Genomic DNA, 15,827 nt, shown 5'->3' with positions numbered 1-15,827 from the left:
TAAGAGCGGCCCCAATCCGCTCTTCTTTGCAGGACGCACATGTTAATCTTGGAAATGCCCAAGCTGCCATAAACACACCACTATTTCCCGTCAGTGAAGTGAAATAGTGGTACGGTTTGCTTGATAAAATATGCACGCACCGCGATCTTTCAAAAATCACTTTGCGATGTTTTATAATGACAAAAAAGCCTTTCTCCCTCACCACAGGTGCTGCTCTCAGCCTCTTCCTGTCAGCCTTCCCCGCCGCTGCGCAACTTGATTGCAGCAACAAACCTGCCTTGCAAGAGCGCTTTACTCTTCAAGGAGCTCTGGTCAAACAAACCGGTTCCGCGTTGGAATGGAAACGCTGCGCAGAAGGCATGACGTGGGAAAGCAATAGTAAGAGCTGTTCCGGTGAACCAATGCAGGTAGGGCAAGACATCGCTGCCTCTCATTTCGCGGAGAACAGCCAAGGCTGGCGTCTGCCAACAATCCGTGAGCTTTATGGCCTGCTGGATTCCACCTGCGCTGATAAAGAAGAGCTGCACGCCCTGTTTCCAGACCTTACAGCACCAGCCTTCACCGACTACGCTGACTTCTGGTCCGCCACTGGAGACCAGAAGCTGAAAGGCATGTACTACTATCTGGACTTCGTCACCTACGCCCTAGACTTCCACAGCCAGGGCTACTCTCTGGCCGTCCGAGCCGTTCGCGACACCAAGTAACCTTCACTCCGCAAACAGAAAATGGTCCTCCCACTCTGACCGTGTGATGACGTCGCCTGCCAGGAATTCCAGTGCGGTGACGAGGTTGGTGGTGGGGTTGTAGGTGCATTTGTAGGTGAGGTGGTACCAGTCGCCCTTGCTGCGGAAGGCTGCGCCGTCTGCACTGACGGAATTGCCGAAGACCACCGGGTCTTTATAAGCAAAGGCGACCACGCGTTCCGGGTTGAAGCTCTCGTTCCATAACTGGATTTGCTCCATCACTTCCAGATTGCACAGCTGCTCGCGCTGGTCGGATGGGTCAAACAGAACCAGCGACTCTTTCAATTCTTTGTTTTCGGGCGCGTCCAGCAAACGGCCCAACTGAAAGTGCTGCGCAACAACCGGTTGCGGGGTTTGGATGACTTCCTCTCTCACAACTGGTGGCGGCAAAGGTTGCGGGACAGCTTCTTCCAATGGAGCAGAAGAGAGCGATGCAGTTGGAGGCTCTTGTGGAATTGGCGGCGCGATGAGTTGCTCAAACTGAGCAGTGCCAATGAGCTCAACGCCAATGCTTTTGACCGGGTTTCCCCGAAAGCTACGAGGTAGATGGGACATGGCCAGCACCCAGTAGGCGAACAGATGCACCATTAAGGAGGACGCAAACACCAGCGTATAGGTCTTGTTGGACCCCGCAATGACATAGCTGTTTCTGTCTGCCTGCAATGCGTGCAATGAATCAATCCTGTGTCCCGTCGCTCGATATAGTCAGACTCAAGGCAGAACAAGGCAAAAATCCGGCAGAGCCTCTCACATTTCAACTTACCCGCAACTGATTGAACAGGCCCGCCATCCTACTGAAATCAGTGCCTTAAACGTCATGTACAAACGGCCGGAGCGGCTATTTTAGAATTATTTGACATTGCACAAATATGAGTATTAGTTTCATGTTTATAAGGAATGATAAGTGGAGAAGTTCGACCATCGCTCCATCCCTTCTGGTCGAATGCGTTTCCTGTGCCTTGATAAGAAAATGAGCGAAGGCAGATCCTTCGCCGACCGAGATCTGATAAATGCAGCAAACACAAACTATGCCGAAGCATCCCAGAGCGAGCGCAGCTTTCTCCTGGGAAGCATTTTTATCCCTCGGCTTTCGTCCGTTCTATATTGCAGGTGCAGCGTATGCGGCCATCAGCGTTCCGCTTTGGGTTGCCTCCATTATCGGTTTTGTCGAGATCAATGGCCCACTCGAGGGTGTGCTCTGGCATTCTCATGAGCTGATCTTTGGCTTTGCGGTCGCCATTCTCATCGGCTTCCTCTACACCGCCGTTCAAAACTGGACAGGCCGGCGCACACCGAATGGCTTAGTTCTGGGCGGACTGCTTGCCTTATGGCTGGCGGCGCGTGTGCTCTTGTTTGTGGGCAGTGGGCCACTTGGGTCTCTCGGGCAAATTCTCGATCTTCTCTTCCTGCCTCTTGCCGCTCTTGGCATCGCAATTCCGTTGTATCAGGCGAAAAACAAACGCAACTACTTCGCGGTGGCTTTGCTGCTGGTGCTGGCTGTTGCAAACGGTCTGTTCCACGCCATTGCGTTGGATCTGATCAGTTATGACTCTGCCGATGTGTTCCTCTGGGCTGTTGATGTCTTCGCAATCTTTGTAACCGTCATTGGCGGGCGTATTATCCCGCTCTTCACCAACAATGCCCTCGGTGTGAAACGCGCAGTGCGCAACCAGCGCCTTGAAGATGCAATTGGCCTTGGCATGGTGCTGCTGCTGGTCAGCGACATCTATTTTGGCATGAGCTATGAGGCTGCAACCCTACGCGCGGTTGGCCTGCTGGTGCTTGCCGGACTGCACATTGTAAAGATGGGTCTGTGGCGCCCTCAGATTACATGGGGCAAACCGATCCTCTGGATCCTGCCGGTTTCCTACGCCTGGCTGCCAATTGCATTGCTGCTGCGGGCAGGAGCTTTGCTGGATGCGCCATGGGATCAGGTGCTGGCGATCCACGCGATCACCGTTGGTTCCATCGCAGGTATGATGCTGGCCATGATGACACGCAGTGCGCTGGGTCACTCCGGCAGACCACTTCAGCCAACATGGGTTGAGATCGCGATCTACTATCTCATTGTCATGAGTGCAGCAGTGCGAGTGTTTGGTATTCTCCTATATCCGCAGGGTTACTTCATGGTTCTGGGTCTCTCAGCCCTGTTCTGGGTTGGTGCATTTGGCCTCTTTACCGTTAGATACTGGGGCATTGTCACCCGGCCAAATACAATCTTCTAAGACCACAAAGGCCCGGTTTTCCGGGCCTTTCCTGTATTCAAGCACACCTCTTTATTCAGAATATTCTCATATATACCTATGCACTGTTGCTGATATATCGCAGCGTCAGTTTCTTTTTAGACCAAACGGTCAACTTACTTGATTTAACCCGTCTGACGGCTCAATACTTAAGCGGTTTCTTTATTAGAGATCTTTGATTACCGCTCTGTACCACTCCTTTCGAGCCATATTGCAGACCATAGATTATGACACCGCTCCTTGATCAGAGTATCAGCGATATCTTCCGGACCTTCATGAATGAAGAGCCGCTGGAAAATGCGTTGAAGCAACTGCAGACAAAGTACTCAGAGTTTCCCTTTGCCATCAATGTGCAAAGCCTGGCAGACCGTCACTATGACTATCGCAAGGTTTTGAATGTAGGGCAGGCCTTCCACGACAGCTTTGCGCCCGTTGCCCAGCTCAATCCGCTGCCCTCCGTTTTAAAGCGGGTTGATATTGAAGAGCCCTGTCGCCCGCATCGTCATTTCCGCAAAGAAGACATCCACGCTGATTATGTCGGCAACTTCATTGAGCCCAACGATAATATCGATCGCGCGATTACTTTGATGATCGATCGTCAAAACGGTTTGTGTTCCTACATCAACATCTCCCTTCCTTATGCTGTGTCAGAAAGAGATGAGGACCAGCTCTATGAGGAAGTGAAGTTCCTGCAGCCGTATTTCCGCAATGCTTTTCAGCTGGCTTTGCAACGCCGCATGCGCGAGGCGATTGCCCCCACCAAGGCATTAGGCAAGTTCTGGTTGGAGCAGATGCCATTCAGCGCTCTGGTGGTGGATGAAAACAGCGGCGTGCAAGTGATGAACGGGCGCGCAGAAAAACTGCTGAGCAAGCACACCAACTTGCAGCTTGGGCGTTATATGCGGCTCTCTGCCAAGGCCGTGGATGAGGCCAGCGCACTGGAAAGCGCAGTCAGGCAATCCATCTACACCCACACCCTGCCGTCTCCGGTCATCATCCGCAACGAATTTGGTCCGAACACACTGGTCTTTATCCAGCCTATCGAGACCCAAAAGGACGCTCCTGCGTATCTCTCGCAATTTTTGGCCAGACCAAAATACTGCCTGATGATGATCTTTGATCCGACCGATTTTGCCGAAGTGCCAGACAAGATGATCAGCCATCTGCTGAATCTCACCCCGAAGGAAACCGAGGTTGTGAAGGCGCTGACCAATGGTGCGTCAACACGAGACGCTGCTGAGCAACTCGGCATTTCTTACAATACCGCACGAAACCACATCGCCAACGTGTCCCGACGGCTGGATGTTGGCTCGCAAACGGAGATCGTGCGGCTGGTGATGACCACGCTTTCACGCTATCCGTGGCAGGCCTGATATAATCCCTTCAGGGTTTTCCCTCAGTGACCTAAACCGACCCCCTCAATTTCATGCATCTGACATATTGCAGAGGAAAATAATCTGATATTTTCGCTAGATATATCAGCGCGTTACCACCCTATTTTAGAATTTTATGTTTTTCTGCAGAAAATTAGTGCAATTGCATCAAGTCACCTCGAAAAATTCTGAGTAAATTTAACTCAGCAAACAAGAGGCGTCGGGAGCACAGGTTTTCGGAGGCAGTCTTGGCACAGAAGGCATACCTTCAACCGCAATTCGGTCCTTAAGTTTGCTGCTTGGTGGTTTGTTTGCTTGGGAAATGAGCCGCCTGTATTGTTGCAAATTATTGCCTAGCCGGCTTAGCCTTCCATATTTCAAAAGGCGACGCCGGTCTTTTCTTGCTTAATTGAACCTGTCGGATTGAACGCACCCACTGCACATGGCACAGTGGTTATCTCCTCGTTCATCACGGTGCTCACATGACTTCCTCAGATACTTCCACCGCTCTCACCTATGAAAAATTCTCGGCGCATTTGGAATCTGGCAGACCAATTGAAGATGCTGAGCTGGAAGCGTCCTGGCTTGAGGGCAAAGACTTGCGGGATGCGCAGTTTGTCAATTGCAGTTTTGAGCCCGAAGGTGACTTCAATTCCGTAGATTTTCGTGAAAGCAGCTGGAAAGACACCCAGTTCCCGGCCTGCACCTTCAAAAGCTGCGATCTGCGTGAGGCAAAGTTTGAAAACTGCAGCTTTTATTATGCCGACACACGGGCAGGCGGGTGCTTTCGCCACGCAGACCTGAGCAATGTGGAGTTTCACAACTGCGATCTGCGCCTCACCATCTTTCCGTATTCGCAAATGTTCTGCATCACCTTCCAGAATTCCCGTTTGACGGGCGCCTCACTTGCGGGTTGTGACTTTGGCAAGGTTGCTGGCAAACGCGCGTTGAAGACACGGGCAACATTCACAGACTGTCAGCTGAACTACGCAACCCTGTCTGATCTGGATCTTGAGGAATGCATTCTCACCGACTGCGATCTGACCAGCAGCAATCTGTCCAACACGAACCTGACCAATGCAGACCTGAAGCGCAGCACGCTTTCTGATGCGGAGACGGAAGATCTTGATCTGACCTACGCGGACTTGCGAGGTGCTGATTTGGGTGCGCTCTTCCTAACAAGCCTGCGTGGATATCGGGGTATGATTGTTTCCGCCAGCCAGCAACACCTTCTGTTGCACGGCCTCGGCATCAAGGTTGATCCGGACTAAAGCCAGCACAGTCTTCCATACAAAAACCCCGCCTCAGGTGAGACGGGGTTTAAGTTCATTGCCCGGAGAGTGTTTGCTTATTTTGCAAGGCCTTTGATGCGTGCAACCAGATCAGCCAGTTGAGGTGACTTTTCTGCAAGCGCGTCATGCATTGGCAGAACTGCGCTGATGAATGGAGCTTTTTCAACTTCCACAAACTTCACCTGAAGCTTGTTTTTTGCAGCTTCAATCGCTTCAAGGGTCTGCTTGTTGTAAAGCTCGCGGTGGAAGTCCATCATTTCACGCGCAGCTGTTTTCAGCGCTTTCTGGCTCTCTGCTTCCAGACCATCCCACACTTTGGTGGAGACCATCAGAACGCCAGGGATCATGGTGTGCTCATCACGGGAGTAGACTTTTGCAACTTCACCGTGGCGCACATCCACCAGTGCCTGCGGGTTGTTTTCAGCACCATCAACCACGCCCTGCTGCAGAGCGGAATACAGCTCGCCGAAGGAGATTGGGGTAGGCGCGCCGCCAAGCAGTTCAACCATCTGGATTGCGGATGGGGAAGGCTGAACGCGGATCTTCATACCCTTCAGATCAGCTGGGCTGTTGATTGCTTTGTTTGCGTAAAACGAGCGGGAACCGTCTACCATAAACGCCAGACCAACAAAGCCTTTGTCCTTGGAAGCCATGAAGACGTCTTCAGCAACATCAGAGGTCAGCACTTTGTAATAGTGGTCTTCGCTCTCAAAGATGTATGGGAGGGTCAACGCGGAGTAAGACTCTTCGAAAGCTTCCATTTCTGCTGCATTGGAACGGGCCATGTCCAAAAGGCCGTTTTGCATCAGTTCAACGGATTCACGCTGTGTGCCAAGCTGCGCGTTTGCGAAGATGCGCATTTTAACATCGCCGCCGGAAAGCTCTTTAACGCGCTTTGCCATGAACTCCAGAGAGATATGTGCCGGGTTGTCAGTCGGCAGGTTATGGCTGACCTTCAGGGTCTTCGCTTCTGCAACGGTCGCGCCAACCATAAGAGCAGATGTAAGCACAGCACCAATAAAATGAGACTTGCGGAACATTCTTCTAAATTCTCCCTTGAAGTACACAGACAAACGACGCCTGCTACGGAATTCCCGATTTATCGGAATGAGACCGATCTTCCCTTCGGCGACATCCCTTACCAGTACTTCTGACCAATTTCACAAAAAGGTCAACCAAAATATCAAATCTAGGTGTTGGCACTGACAATTGGTCACGCCTCGCGGAACGCACCCCAGAAAAACAAAACACAGTTGATTCAAGTCACATAATCTTCATTAAAAGTCAGGTTTACTAACGCTTTCTGAGTAATAATAATATTAGCATCAACTTACATCGAACACAGCTCGCAGTAACCGACCTCTATATTTCAATGCTAGGCCTAATGCTAAATCTGACAGAAACTTACATTTAACTATACTGACTGGCATGCATTGGCAGCCGATCTGAAAAAATGTCCGACCTCTCGATCGAAATCACTCAAAATAGGTCGACCAAATACATACAACCTCAGAGCAACCCCCAGTTTGTCCCGAGAGAGATTCGTATTTTTTGGCAGTTCTTTGCCTTTTCAAAATTGGCCGACCAATACTTCAAGCCATCCTAACCAAATGATAACCTGCAGTCCAAACATTGTTATGGGAACAATATAAAAGTGCGTAAGATCGGTTTTTCCTCGCATCGCCGCGCGCTTTACTAGATATATCAGCCTTGCTTTTTATCTTTGTGAGGTTTGACATGGCACAGCATTGCGATTTCCTGATTATCGGCGGCGGCATCGCTGGCATCAGTGCAGCCTCTCAACTGGCAGAGAACGCAAAAGCCATTGTGCTCGAAATGGAAGATGTGATCGGCCATCACTCAACAGGCCGCTCTGCCGCGATCTTCATTCGCAACTACGGCAATGCCGTCATCCGCGCTTTAAACGCCGCTTCCGAACCCACCCTCATGAACCCGCAAGGCATCTGCGAGGGCTCCGTGCTCACGCGGCGCGGGCTATTGATGCTGGCGGAAAAGGGCAAGGAAGACCAACTGGAAACCTACGAGGAAGACGCAGAAGGGTTGGAGACGCGCAGCGCTGAAGAGGCCCTCGCCATGGTCCCAATCCTCGACCCGGAAAAAGTCTCCTCCGCGCTTTACGAGCCTAACGCATTAGACATTGACGTGGACCGCCTGTTTCAAGGCTATGCCCGCCTCTTCAAATCCCGTGGTGGAGAGATCGTCCTTTCAGCACCTGCCAATCAAATCGAGCGGCAAGACGGACTTTGGCAGGTGACCACGCCAAAAGGTTCATTTTGCGCGCCTGTTCTGATCAACGCCGCAGGCGCATGGGCTGACAAGATTGCTGAACTTGCAGGCATCAAAACAATTGGCCTGACCCCAAAGCGAAGGACCGCTGCAATTCTACCCTTGCCGGACGGTGTCGACAGCAGCAACTGGCCTTTGTTTGAGGGCGCCGCAGAACCTTTTTACGCCAAGCCAGAAGCGGGCAAACTGCTCGTTTCTCCCGTGGATGCCGACCCCGTTGAGCCTCATGATGCCTTCGTGGATGACATGGTGCTCGCCGAAGGCCTGTACCGTTTTGAAAATGCCGTGAACTTCTCCGTCACCCGTGTGGAACACAGCTGGGCAGGCCTTCGCAGTTTTGTGGAGGACCGCAGCCCCGTTGTGGGGTTTGCTCCTGATGCAGAAGGCTTTTTCTGGCTCGCCGCACAAGGTGGGTATGGCATTCAAACCAGCCCGGCGCTCTCCTGTCTCACCGCAGATCTCTGCCTCAAACGTCCTTCGGAACTCCCGGAGGAGATTGTGGCAGCGCTTTCACCAAACCGATTTACATAAAGCATAGGAAGTCCCCCATGTCTGATATTACTCGCCTGGGCAAAGGCCCGCGCATGAGCCAGATCGTCGTTTACAACGGCATCGTGCATCTTTCCGGTCAGGTCGACACCAACGGCAAAACCGCAGCTGACCAGACCCGCGCCATTCTCGCCAATATTGAGATACTGCTGGAAGACGCTGGCTCCAACAAGTCCCGCATCCTGCAAGCCACCATCTGGCTGAATGATGTTGCCGATTTTGCTGAGATGAACTCCGTTTGGGACGCATGGGTTGACCCGCAAAACCCACCGGCCCGCGCCTGCGGCGAATGCAAACTCGCCCTCGACAGCCTCAAAGTAGAAATCCTCATCACAGCCGCCACGGCTTGATTGGGTGCTCTATATTCGACGCATGGGCTCATTTTGAGCCCATGTCAATAGCATCTAAATGAGCGCTTCAAGGACACGATTTAGAAGCTTTCTCATTGTCGCTAATGCACTTTAAAGTTGCATAAAATTACTTATACACCTAACTTCTATTTTGTGCATACTGCAATCATTTATAGAGTTAGTTACAATGAGCAACACAGTTCAAAACCCTTCACTTTCATCGGAAGAAACCAACCTAATTACTGAGTTTCTGAGGTTAACGGTACCAGGAATCAGCCAGGAAGGCAGATTAGGAAATTCTGTTGCAATTAATGAGGCAGGGGTTATCGCTGTAGGAGCAAGCACGGCTGCTGAAGCAGACCTGATCCGATCTGGCTCCGTTACAATTTTTCGACCTCTAGGCGATGGCAATTATGAAGAAATATATGTAGCCGCACCAGAAGATCTTACCGAAGCTCAATTCGGTGAGGCAATAAGCATCATGAACGACGACACTCTGATTGTTGGCGCCCCTCATGCCAGTCTAGATGGCTTATATCAGGGCGGAGCAGTTTATGTGTACCCACTTGGTGAAGATGGTTACTATTCTGCCCCCATCAAACTGATAGCTTCAGATACCGATCATATTGACTTCTTCGGCTCTGCAGTCTCGGTAAATGAAAATGGACAAATTGTAGTAGCAGCAAAGGGTGAGGATGCAGACGGTGTCTATAACGCCGGCGCTATCTACGTCTTTACTCCGCAAGAAGATGGGAGTTACACAGAACTAAAACTGAGTGCACCTTCTGTAGCCGCCTACTTTGGTTCATCAGTCTCCATCAATGAGGATGGTCTTATTGCTGTCGGGGCTTCTGGCGAGCAAACTACAACAGGGGCTTTATACGTCTACAAACCCACAGAGAATGGATATGAAGACCCAATCAAACTCGAAGTGGATGACTTGTTCTTTAATGACCAGCTTGGAGCTGCTGTGTCAGTCAATGATGTTGGAGAGATTTTGGTGAGTCAGCCAGGCAACATGGTTGATGGAAAATATGTTGCCGGTTCTGTTTTGCTTTTCAAACCAGACACACAAGGAAACTACACTCAAAAAGTTGAATTTACTGTATCCGATCCAGCTGATGGCCATATGTTTGGCTCCTCTGTAGCCATGAATTCTTCTGGTGTAGTCGTCATCGGAGCAAAGGCAACGGAAACAGGTGGTTTTGTCTCAGTGTTCACAGCTCAGGATGACGGCAGCTACAAAGAATTTAAAGTCGCGGTACCTGATACAATATATGCCGATGAGTTTGGATATTCTGTAGCCATCAATGAAGCCGGAGCAATTATCATCGGCAAACCAGGTGAAGACACAGAAACCGCCTTTGATACGGGCGCAATTTACGTCATTGAACCAGACGAGCACGGCAACTACACCAACACGGCTAATGAGACGCAGCCAGAAATGGCTGAAAACGAAACCTTCGATCTCTCGCAAAGTGGCTTTGGTCAGGCAACACTTGTAGATTTTGAAGTTGGCGAAGGATCAAATGATGTGATCGAATTTGATCAGGCGGTACTTGCTGATTTCGATGAAGTGGTTGCTGCTGCCAGCACGAATGGTGCTGATACGGTCATCCCCCTTGACGCTGATAACTCTGTAACATTGAAAAATGTTTCATTGGCAGACCTCCACGTAGATGATTTCCAGTTTGTCTAAGTCGTGCGTGCGAGCCAGCAATTTCGAACCCTTCGAGTAGCTGTTGGCTTACAACTGTTCCTCCTGATCAGAATTGCAAAACACTCAGAGAGAGGGACATGGTCTTTCTCTCTGAGGGCTTATAAACGGCCATCTGAGTAGAGCTCCAGAAGAGCGAGGAGGGTGGCGTAGAGCCAGATTGTGACAGGCAAGCCAAGGGCGTAGAGGATGCCAGTTGCGAGAAGTTTGGCGGATGCGCGCCTGAACGCGGTATCCTGCCTGCGCCAGAAAGCAGGCGTTTGAACAGCGAGCTTATAGTTCTTACTGGAAGAGTGCTTTCGCAGCAGATCATATTCTGACTTCTGAGTGATCCTGTAAAAGGTGTAGAGGCTGCCGGTACAGATCAAGAAGATGCCAATATAGAACGCGGCGTCCATTTCTTGGTTTTCTCCCTGCAGCCAGTTATCTCTGAGTGTCTATTCTTCGAGTGCATTCCATACAAACAGAATGCCACAGACCTGGAGGAGGGGGATAAATTCTTCCAGCTGTTTTCAGAGATTATAAGGGTAATCGGCCAGTCATATAGAAGTAAATGAAATCCAGAAGATAAAAATAGCCCAATATCCCGAACAGGGCGCCAAACGCATGAACAAGACCAATCTTAGCCAGTTTCACATAGGCTGGCTTCAGTGCAGGCTCCTTCTTGTACCAAAATGCGGGCAGCAGGAAGATGAAATTCAGATTGCGCGCGAGATTGCGCTTTCTCAGCTCTTCGTATTCTGGCCTCTGCCGGATCTTGTGAAACGAGTAGATAGTTCCAGCGAAAATCACGATTAATCCGATGTACCGTAAAGCATCCATCATCTGATTTGTCTTATGCCCCTCAGCAAGCCAACTTATGCCCATGCGGTGAAGCGCCGTAGCGTTGGTCTTTTAATTTGGTGAAGGGCGCCCTTAGCACGTATGCAAAGAACAATCATCAGCAAAGTGTGGCCTGTCAGGGTACAGCGGTGAGAACCTACCGTGGTGGAGTGGTACGCCACCTTCCTGAAGACCTATTTCAGCTGGATTTCTCATAGCAACGCATAAAAACGCAAAATCGCGCAAAGAAACGCACAGAATAACGCAAAGGCGGAAAGTGGCTTTCGTGAATGGGTGAAGGGGCAGCTTCTATGTCAGGTTGTCACATGCGCCAAAGTGATAAGCTGGTATATCTACCTGTAACTTCAGACTGAGACATAAATATATTTCAGTTAATCTCCCACTTTAGGCATAGTTTTCCTCTGCGCGGCCCAAGAGCAAATGCAAGTATAAACCCCGATAATCTGCATGAAATGCGGTTTATACTCACCTTCGCTCTTATATATGTGAACTATATTGAGATTCATTCAATTTCACTTATCCACCTCGTTCTTTAGTTTGAGCTCAAACACTTGGGTAAAGGTGATCAACTGTCGTTCAGATAGGGCTTTACCCTACTGGGATTTGAACGAGGTCCATTTTAAAGATGAAGGGATTTTCGAAGTTTTTAGGAGAGACTTGCAGTTTACGCAAAGGAGCTTAACCTGCCTTTCGAGCAAAATTGGTCAAAGAGATTCCTTTGGTCGGTTCGGTAAAGTTTAGGGCCTTTGGTGCATTGCACAAAAACGATACCAGCGCCTACGCTGGGAAAGAGAATAAAAAACGATTGGAACAGTTGGTAACGAGCGATTTCTGCTGGAAACCTATTTAACAGGCAAGAGGTTAGAACATGATCATAGGGGCTGCCAAGGAAGTCCTTGACGGGGAACGTCGGGTCGCGTTGACGCCGGACAGCGCCCAACAGCTGCAAAAGCTGGGATATGAGTGCGCTATTGAATCCGGCGCCGGTGAAGCTGCAAACTTCTCTGACACAGATTATAAAGATGCTGGCGTAAAGGTTATCGCAGATGCAAAAACGCTCTGGGAAACCGCAGATATTGTTATCAAGGTCCGTCCGCCCGAAGCGTCTGAACTGGAACTGACACACGAGGGACAAACCCTCATCAGCTTCTTCTGGCCAGCGCAAAATGGTGAGCTTCTTCAGCAGTTTGCCGATAAAAAGGTCAACGTGCTGGCGATGGATATGGTGCCGCGTATCTCGCGCGCACAGAAGATGGATGCTCTGTCATCCATGGCCAACATCGCTGGTTACCGCGCTGTTATGGAAGCTGGCAACAACTTCCCACGCTTCTTCACCGGCCAGATCACCGCTGCCGGTAAAGTGCCACCAGCCAAAGTCCTCGTCATCGGCGCTGGCGTTGCTGGTCTTGCCGCAATTGGCGCTTCAACCTCTCTTGGCGCGATCACCCTTGCGTTCGACGTTCGCCCGGAAGTGGCTGAGCAGGTCGAATCCATGGGCGCTGAGTTCGTTTATCTGGACTTTGAGGAAAAGCAGCAGGACGGCGCCTCCACTGGCGGCTATGCCTCTGTTTCTTCACCAGAATTCCGCGAAGCGCAACTGGCGAAATTCCGCGAATTAGCACCAGATGTTGACATCGTCATCACCACAGCGCTGATCCCGGGCCGCGATGCGCCTGAGCTCTGGACCGAAGACATGGTCCAGTCCATGAAGCCGGGTTCTGTGATTGTTGACCTTGCTGCTGAAAAAGGCGGCAATTGTAAACTGACCAAGATGGACGAGAAGATCGTAACCGACAACGGCGTCACCGTGATCGGTTATACTGACTTCCCATCCCGCATGGCAACGCAGTCCTCCACGCTTTACGCGACCAACATCCGCCACATGATGTTTGATCTGACCCCTGAGAAGGACGGTCAGGCCAATATCAACATGGAAGACGATGTTATCCGCGGTGCAACGGCAACCAAAGACGGGGAAATCACCTTCCCTCCACCAAAGCCGAAGATCGCTGCAATTGCTGCTCAAAAGCCAAAGGCGCCTGAGAAAACCCCTGAGGAACTCGCGCTTGAAGAGGCTGCTGCTGCCAAAGCTGCCGGTCGCAAACAGCTCGGTCTTTTGATTGGTGGTGGTGCAGTTATGGCGTTGATAGGTGCCTACGCGCCTGAAAGCTTTATGCAACACTTCATCGTGTTTGTCCTCGCAGTGTTTGTTGGCTTCCAGGTGATCTGGGGTGTGGCTCACTCCCTGCATACACCGCTTATGGCTGTGACCAACGCAATCTCTGGCATCATCATTCTTGGCGCCGTGCTGCAGCTTGGCTCTGGCAGCTGGATCGTCTGGTTCCTCGCCGGCATCTCGGTGCTGATTGCATCGGTCAACATCGTCGGCGGGTTTATGGTCACGCGCCGTATGCTCCAGATGTTCAACAAGTCTTAAGCGGGGGAGGGAAGCATTATGTCTATTGGACTTCAAACCGCCGCTTATATTGCGGCAACCGTACTCTTCATCCTGTCTCTGGGCGGTCTGTCCAATCAGGAAAGCGCAAAACGCGCTGTTTGGTTTGGCATCGTCGGTATGGCACTGGCTGTTCTTGCAACAGTATTTGGCCCTGGTGTTGATCTTACAAGCCCAGCCGTTTTGATCATGTTGCTTGTGACTGTAACCGTTGGCTCCACTGCCGGCGTGATTGTGGCTCAACGCGTTGAAATGACTGGCATGCCGCAGCTTGTGGCTGCTCTGCACTCCTTCGTGGGTCTGGCTGCTGTGTTCATCGGCATCAACTCTGATATCGCTCCACCAGCAGGTTTGGCAGGCGCGGAGCTGGTTATCCATGAAGCTGAAATCTTCATCGGCGTCTTCATCGGTGCTATCACCTTCACCGGCTCCATTGTCGCTTACGGCAAGCTTGCTGGAAAGATCGGTGGTAAGGCACTTTTGCTGCCGGGTCGTCATGCTCTCAACGCAGGCTTGCTCATTCTCGCAGTGATCCTGATGTTCATGTACATGAACCACGCAGGGTCCTGGACGCTCTACCTGATGACCCTGATCGCCTTCTTCATCGGTTGGCACATGGTCATGGCCATCGGCGGCGCTGACATGCCCGTTGTTGTTTCCATGCTGAACTCCTACTCCGGTTGGGCGGCAGCGGCGACAGGTTTCTTGCTTGGCAACGACCTGCTGATCGTTACAGGTGCTCTGGTTGGTTCTTCCGGTGCGATCCTCTCTTACATCATGTGTAAGGCGATGAACCGTCACTTCGTCTCCGTTATTCTTGGCGGTTTTGGCACCACGACTGGTCCAACACAGGAAATCGAAGGCGAGATGGTTCCAACTGATACGGACTTCGTAGCTGAAACACTCAATGATGCAGATAGCGTTGTGATTGTACCAGGTTACGGCATGGCCGTTGCTCAGGCACAGCAGTCTGTTTCTGAGCTGACCAAGCGTCTGCGTGCCAAAGGCAAGAACGTCCGCTTCGCAATCCACCCGGTTGCAGGCCGTCTGCCAGGCCACATGAATGTGCTGCTCGCTGAAGCGAAAGTGCCTTACGATATCGTTCTGGAAATGGATGAGATCAACGATGATTTCCCTGATACAGATGTTGTCATCATCATTGGCGCCAACGACATCGTGAACCCGGCTGCTCAGGAAGATCCAAACTCACCAATCGCTGGCATGCCAGTTCTGGAAGTTTGGAAAGCCAAGCACGTGTTCATCTCCAAACGTGGTCAGGGTACCGGTTACTCCGGCATCGAGAACCCGCTGTTCTACAAAGAGAACTCCCGCATGTACTACGGCGATGCGAAGAGTTCCATGAACAACCTACTGAGCAAAATCAGCTAGTTTGATTTCTTGATAAAAACGATAAACCCCGGAACGTGAGGAACGTTCCGGGGTTTTCTTTTCTTGCAATGCCTCTGCAAATGGCACTACCTATTTTACGTTTATCTTATAGGTATCGGTAAAGTAATTCATCTGGCTACCCTGAACATACTTAGGCATTGAATGCCTAGTCTTAAATGTATCCTTGCCGTGATAGCCTTTCTTCGGGGTGTATACAACAACGACAGCGTTAAACTTCTTTCCGTAGCAACGTTGCCCTTTAGGAGGGTTGTACGTTGTTCTGCGGATTTCAACGCTTCCATGCTTGGGCGCAACTTTGACCTTTACTTGAGCAATTGGACCTGAGGTACATTGGTTTTGGTTATAATAGACATGTCCGTTGACAACGGACGCTTTGCGCGCGGCGACATCGCGCGAATGTGTCTCTGCAGCCGCTGTGCTTAGACCAGTAATCAAAAAAACTGCTCCAACAAAATACTTGATCATCTCAGTTCCCGCCTAATTCAGTTGTCAATGCTCCAGTTTTCAAGCCTTGTAGGCAGAAGGAACAAAAGAAGCAAAGAGTC

General features: G+C 50.8%; 14 protein-coding genes. 9 read left to right on the top strand and 5 right to left on the bottom strand.

Annotated elements, in window-relative coordinates; genetic code table 11:
• The first annotated feature begins 176 nt into the window (after nucleotides 1-176).
• Nucleotides 177-704: an Lcl C-terminal domain-containing protein gene (locus PsAD5_RS20625; protein ID WP_063293471.1), complete on the top strand. Its 528-nt coding sequence runs from the start codon at nucleotides 177-179 to the stop codon at nucleotides 702-704.
• Nucleotides 705-707: 3 nt separating this feature from the next.
• Here PsAD5_RS20625 and PsAD5_RS20620 read toward each other — a convergent pair whose 3' ends face one another.
• The gene (locus tag PsAD5_RS20620; protein WP_063293470.1) at nucleotides 708-1,415 is read right to left on the bottom strand and encodes a DUF930 domain-containing protein; all 708 of its coding nucleotides are present in this window, start codon (nucleotides 1,413-1,415) and stop codon (nucleotides 708-710) included.
• 338 nt (nucleotides 1,416-1,753) lie between these two features.
• On the opposite strand from PsAD5_RS20620, the gene PsAD5_RS20615 reads away from it, so the two are divergent.
• The 3 genes from PsAD5_RS20615 to PsAD5_RS20605 all read left to right on the top strand — a co-directional run bounded on the left by PsAD5_RS20615 (nucleotide 1,754) and on the right by PsAD5_RS20605 (nucleotide 5,630).
• Nucleotides 1,754-2,968, top strand: a complete 1,215-nt coding sequence (locus PsAD5_RS20615; protein ID WP_063293469.1) for an NnrS family protein — start codon at nucleotides 1,754-1,756, stop codon at nucleotides 2,966-2,968.
• A 245-nt stretch (nucleotides 2,969-3,213) separates the two neighbouring features.
• Nucleotides 3,214-4,359 carry a helix-turn-helix transcriptional regulator gene (locus PsAD5_RS20610; RefSeq protein WP_063293468.1) on the top strand — a complete coding sequence of 382 codons (1,146 nt, stop codon included), beginning with the start codon at nucleotides 3,214-3,216 and terminating at the stop codon, nucleotides 4,357-4,359.
• A 482-nt stretch (nucleotides 4,360-4,841) separates the two neighbouring features.
• The gene (locus PsAD5_RS20605) at nucleotides 4,842-5,630 is read left to right on the top strand and encodes a pentapeptide repeat-containing protein (RefSeq protein WP_063293467.1); all 789 of its coding nucleotides are present in this window, start codon (nucleotides 4,842-4,844) and stop codon (nucleotides 5,628-5,630) included.
• Nucleotides 5,631-5,707: 77 nt separating this feature from the next.
• On the opposite strand, the gene PsAD5_RS20600 is transcribed toward PsAD5_RS20605, so the two are convergent.
• Complete coding sequence (locus PsAD5_RS20600; protein WP_063293466.1) at nucleotides 5,708-6,691, bottom strand: TRAP transporter substrate-binding protein; 984 nt, start codon at nucleotides 6,689-6,691, stop codon at nucleotides 5,708-5,710.
• 697 nt (nucleotides 6,692-7,388) lie between these two features.
• On the opposite strand from PsAD5_RS20600, the gene PsAD5_RS20595 reads away from it, so the two are divergent.
• From PsAD5_RS20595 to PsAD5_RS20585, 3 genes are all read left to right on the top strand, one after another.
• On the top strand, nucleotides 7,389-8,489 hold the full coding sequence (locus tag PsAD5_RS20595; protein ID WP_063293465.1) for an NAD(P)/FAD-dependent oxidoreductase: 1,101 nt from the start codon (nucleotides 7,389-7,391) through the stop codon (nucleotides 8,487-8,489).
• A 17-nt stretch (nucleotides 8,490-8,506) separates the two neighbouring features.
• Nucleotides 8,507-8,857, top strand: a complete 351-nt coding sequence (locus PsAD5_RS20590) for a RidA family protein (protein WP_063293464.1) — start codon at nucleotides 8,507-8,509, stop codon at nucleotides 8,855-8,857.
• A gap of 187 nt (nucleotides 8,858-9,044) precedes the next feature.
• Nucleotides 9,045-10,556, top strand: coding sequence for an FG-GAP repeat protein (locus PsAD5_RS20585; RefSeq protein ID WP_063293463.1), 1,512 nt, complete (start codon nucleotides 9,045-9,047; stop codon nucleotides 10,554-10,556).
• A 119-nt stretch (nucleotides 10,557-10,675) separates the two neighbouring features.
• On the opposite strand, the gene PsAD5_RS20580 is transcribed toward PsAD5_RS20585, so the two are convergent.
• Both PsAD5_RS20580 and PsAD5_RS20575 read right to left on the bottom strand, forming a co-directional pair.
• Nucleotides 10,676-10,972: a hypothetical protein gene (locus tag PsAD5_RS20580; protein ID WP_063293462.1), complete on the bottom strand. Its 297-nt coding sequence runs from the start codon at nucleotides 10,970-10,972 to the stop codon at nucleotides 10,676-10,678.
• Between the two features lie 121 nt (nucleotides 10,973-11,093).
• The gene (locus PsAD5_RS20575) at nucleotides 11,094-11,441 is read right to left on the bottom strand and encodes a hypothetical protein (RefSeq protein ID WP_208981801.1); all 348 of its coding nucleotides are present in this window, start codon (nucleotides 11,439-11,441) and stop codon (nucleotides 11,094-11,096) included.
• An 844-nt stretch (nucleotides 11,442-12,285) separates the two neighbouring features.
• On the opposite strand from PsAD5_RS20575, the gene PsAD5_RS20570 reads away from it, so the two are divergent.
• Together PsAD5_RS20570 and PsAD5_RS20565 are read left to right on the top strand one after the other, a co-directional pair.
• Nucleotides 12,286-13,854 (top strand): Re/Si-specific NAD(P)(+) transhydrogenase subunit alpha, encoded by a 1,569-nt coding sequence (locus PsAD5_RS20570; protein WP_063293461.1) that lies wholly within the window; start codon nucleotides 12,286-12,288, stop codon nucleotides 13,852-13,854.
• A gap of 18 nt (nucleotides 13,855-13,872) precedes the next feature.
• Nucleotides 13,873-15,261 carry an NAD(P)(+) transhydrogenase (Re/Si-specific) subunit beta gene (locus PsAD5_RS20565; protein ID WP_063293460.1) on the top strand — a complete coding sequence of 463 codons (1,389 nt, stop codon included), beginning with the start codon at nucleotides 13,873-13,875 and terminating at the stop codon, nucleotides 15,259-15,261.
• 90 nt (nucleotides 15,262-15,351) lie between these two features.
• Here the strand turns inward: PsAD5_RS20565 and PsAD5_RS20560 are convergent, their stop codons facing one another.
• Nucleotides 15,352-15,747, bottom strand: a complete 396-nt coding sequence (locus PsAD5_RS20560; protein WP_063293459.1) for a hypothetical protein — start codon at nucleotides 15,745-15,747, stop codon at nucleotides 15,352-15,354.
• Nucleotides 15,748-15,827 lie beyond the last annotated feature (80 nt).

It is taken from the genome of Pseudovibrio sp. Ad5, from assembly GCF_001623095.1.
Lineage (GTDB): Bacteria > Pseudomonadota > Alphaproteobacteria > Rhizobiales > Stappiaceae > Pseudovibrio.
Note: the sequence above shows the minus strand (reverse complement) of the source record. Positions and strands in the feature narration are given on the sequence as shown.

Excerpts from the sequence above, each read along its gene's own strand:
- PsAD5_RS20570 (WP_063293461.1), top strand. The coding sequence starts at position 12,286 with ATGATCATAGGGGCTGCCAAGGAAGTCCTTGACGGGGAACGTCGGGTC.
- PsAD5_RS20575 (WP_208981801.1), bottom strand. The coding sequence starts at position 11,441 with ATGGGCATAAGTTGGCTTGCTGAGGGGCATAAGACAAATCAGATGATG.
- PsAD5_RS20585 (WP_063293463.1), top strand. The coding sequence starts at position 9,045 with ATGAGCAACACAGTTCAAAACCCTTCACTTTCATCGGAAGAAACCAAC.
- PsAD5_RS20580 (WP_063293462.1), bottom strand. The coding sequence starts at position 10,972 with ATGGACGCCGCGTTCTATATTGGCATCTTCTTGATCTGTACCGGCAGC.
- PsAD5_RS20560 (WP_063293459.1), bottom strand. The coding sequence starts at position 15,747 with ATGATCAAGTATTTTGTTGGAGCAGTTTTTTTGATTACTGGTCTAAGC.
- PsAD5_RS20600 (WP_063293466.1), bottom strand. The coding sequence starts at position 6,691 with ATGTTCCGCAAGTCTCATTTTATTGGTGCTGTGCTTACATCTGCTCTT.
- PsAD5_RS20595 (WP_063293465.1), top strand. The coding sequence starts at position 7,389 with ATGGCACAGCATTGCGATTTCCTGATTATCGGCGGCGGCATCGCTGGC.
- PsAD5_RS20610 (WP_063293468.1), top strand. The coding sequence starts at position 3,214 with ATGACACCGCTCCTTGATCAGAGTATCAGCGATATCTTCCGGACCTTC.
- PsAD5_RS20605 (WP_063293467.1), top strand. The coding sequence starts at position 4,842 with ATGACTTCCTCAGATACTTCCACCGCTCTCACCTATGAAAAATTCTCG.
- PsAD5_RS20625 (WP_063293471.1), top strand. The coding sequence starts at position 177 with ATGACAAAAAAGCCTTTCTCCCTCACCACAGGTGCTGCTCTCAGCCTC.
- PsAD5_RS20615 (WP_063293469.1), top strand. The coding sequence starts at position 1,754 with ATGCAGCAAACACAAACTATGCCGAAGCATCCCAGAGCGAGCGCAGCT.
- PsAD5_RS20590 (WP_063293464.1), top strand. The coding sequence starts at position 8,507 with ATGTCTGATATTACTCGCCTGGGCAAAGGCCCGCGCATGAGCCAGATC.
- PsAD5_RS20565 (WP_063293460.1), top strand. The coding sequence starts at position 13,873 with ATGTCTATTGGACTTCAAACCGCCGCTTATATTGCGGCAACCGTACTC.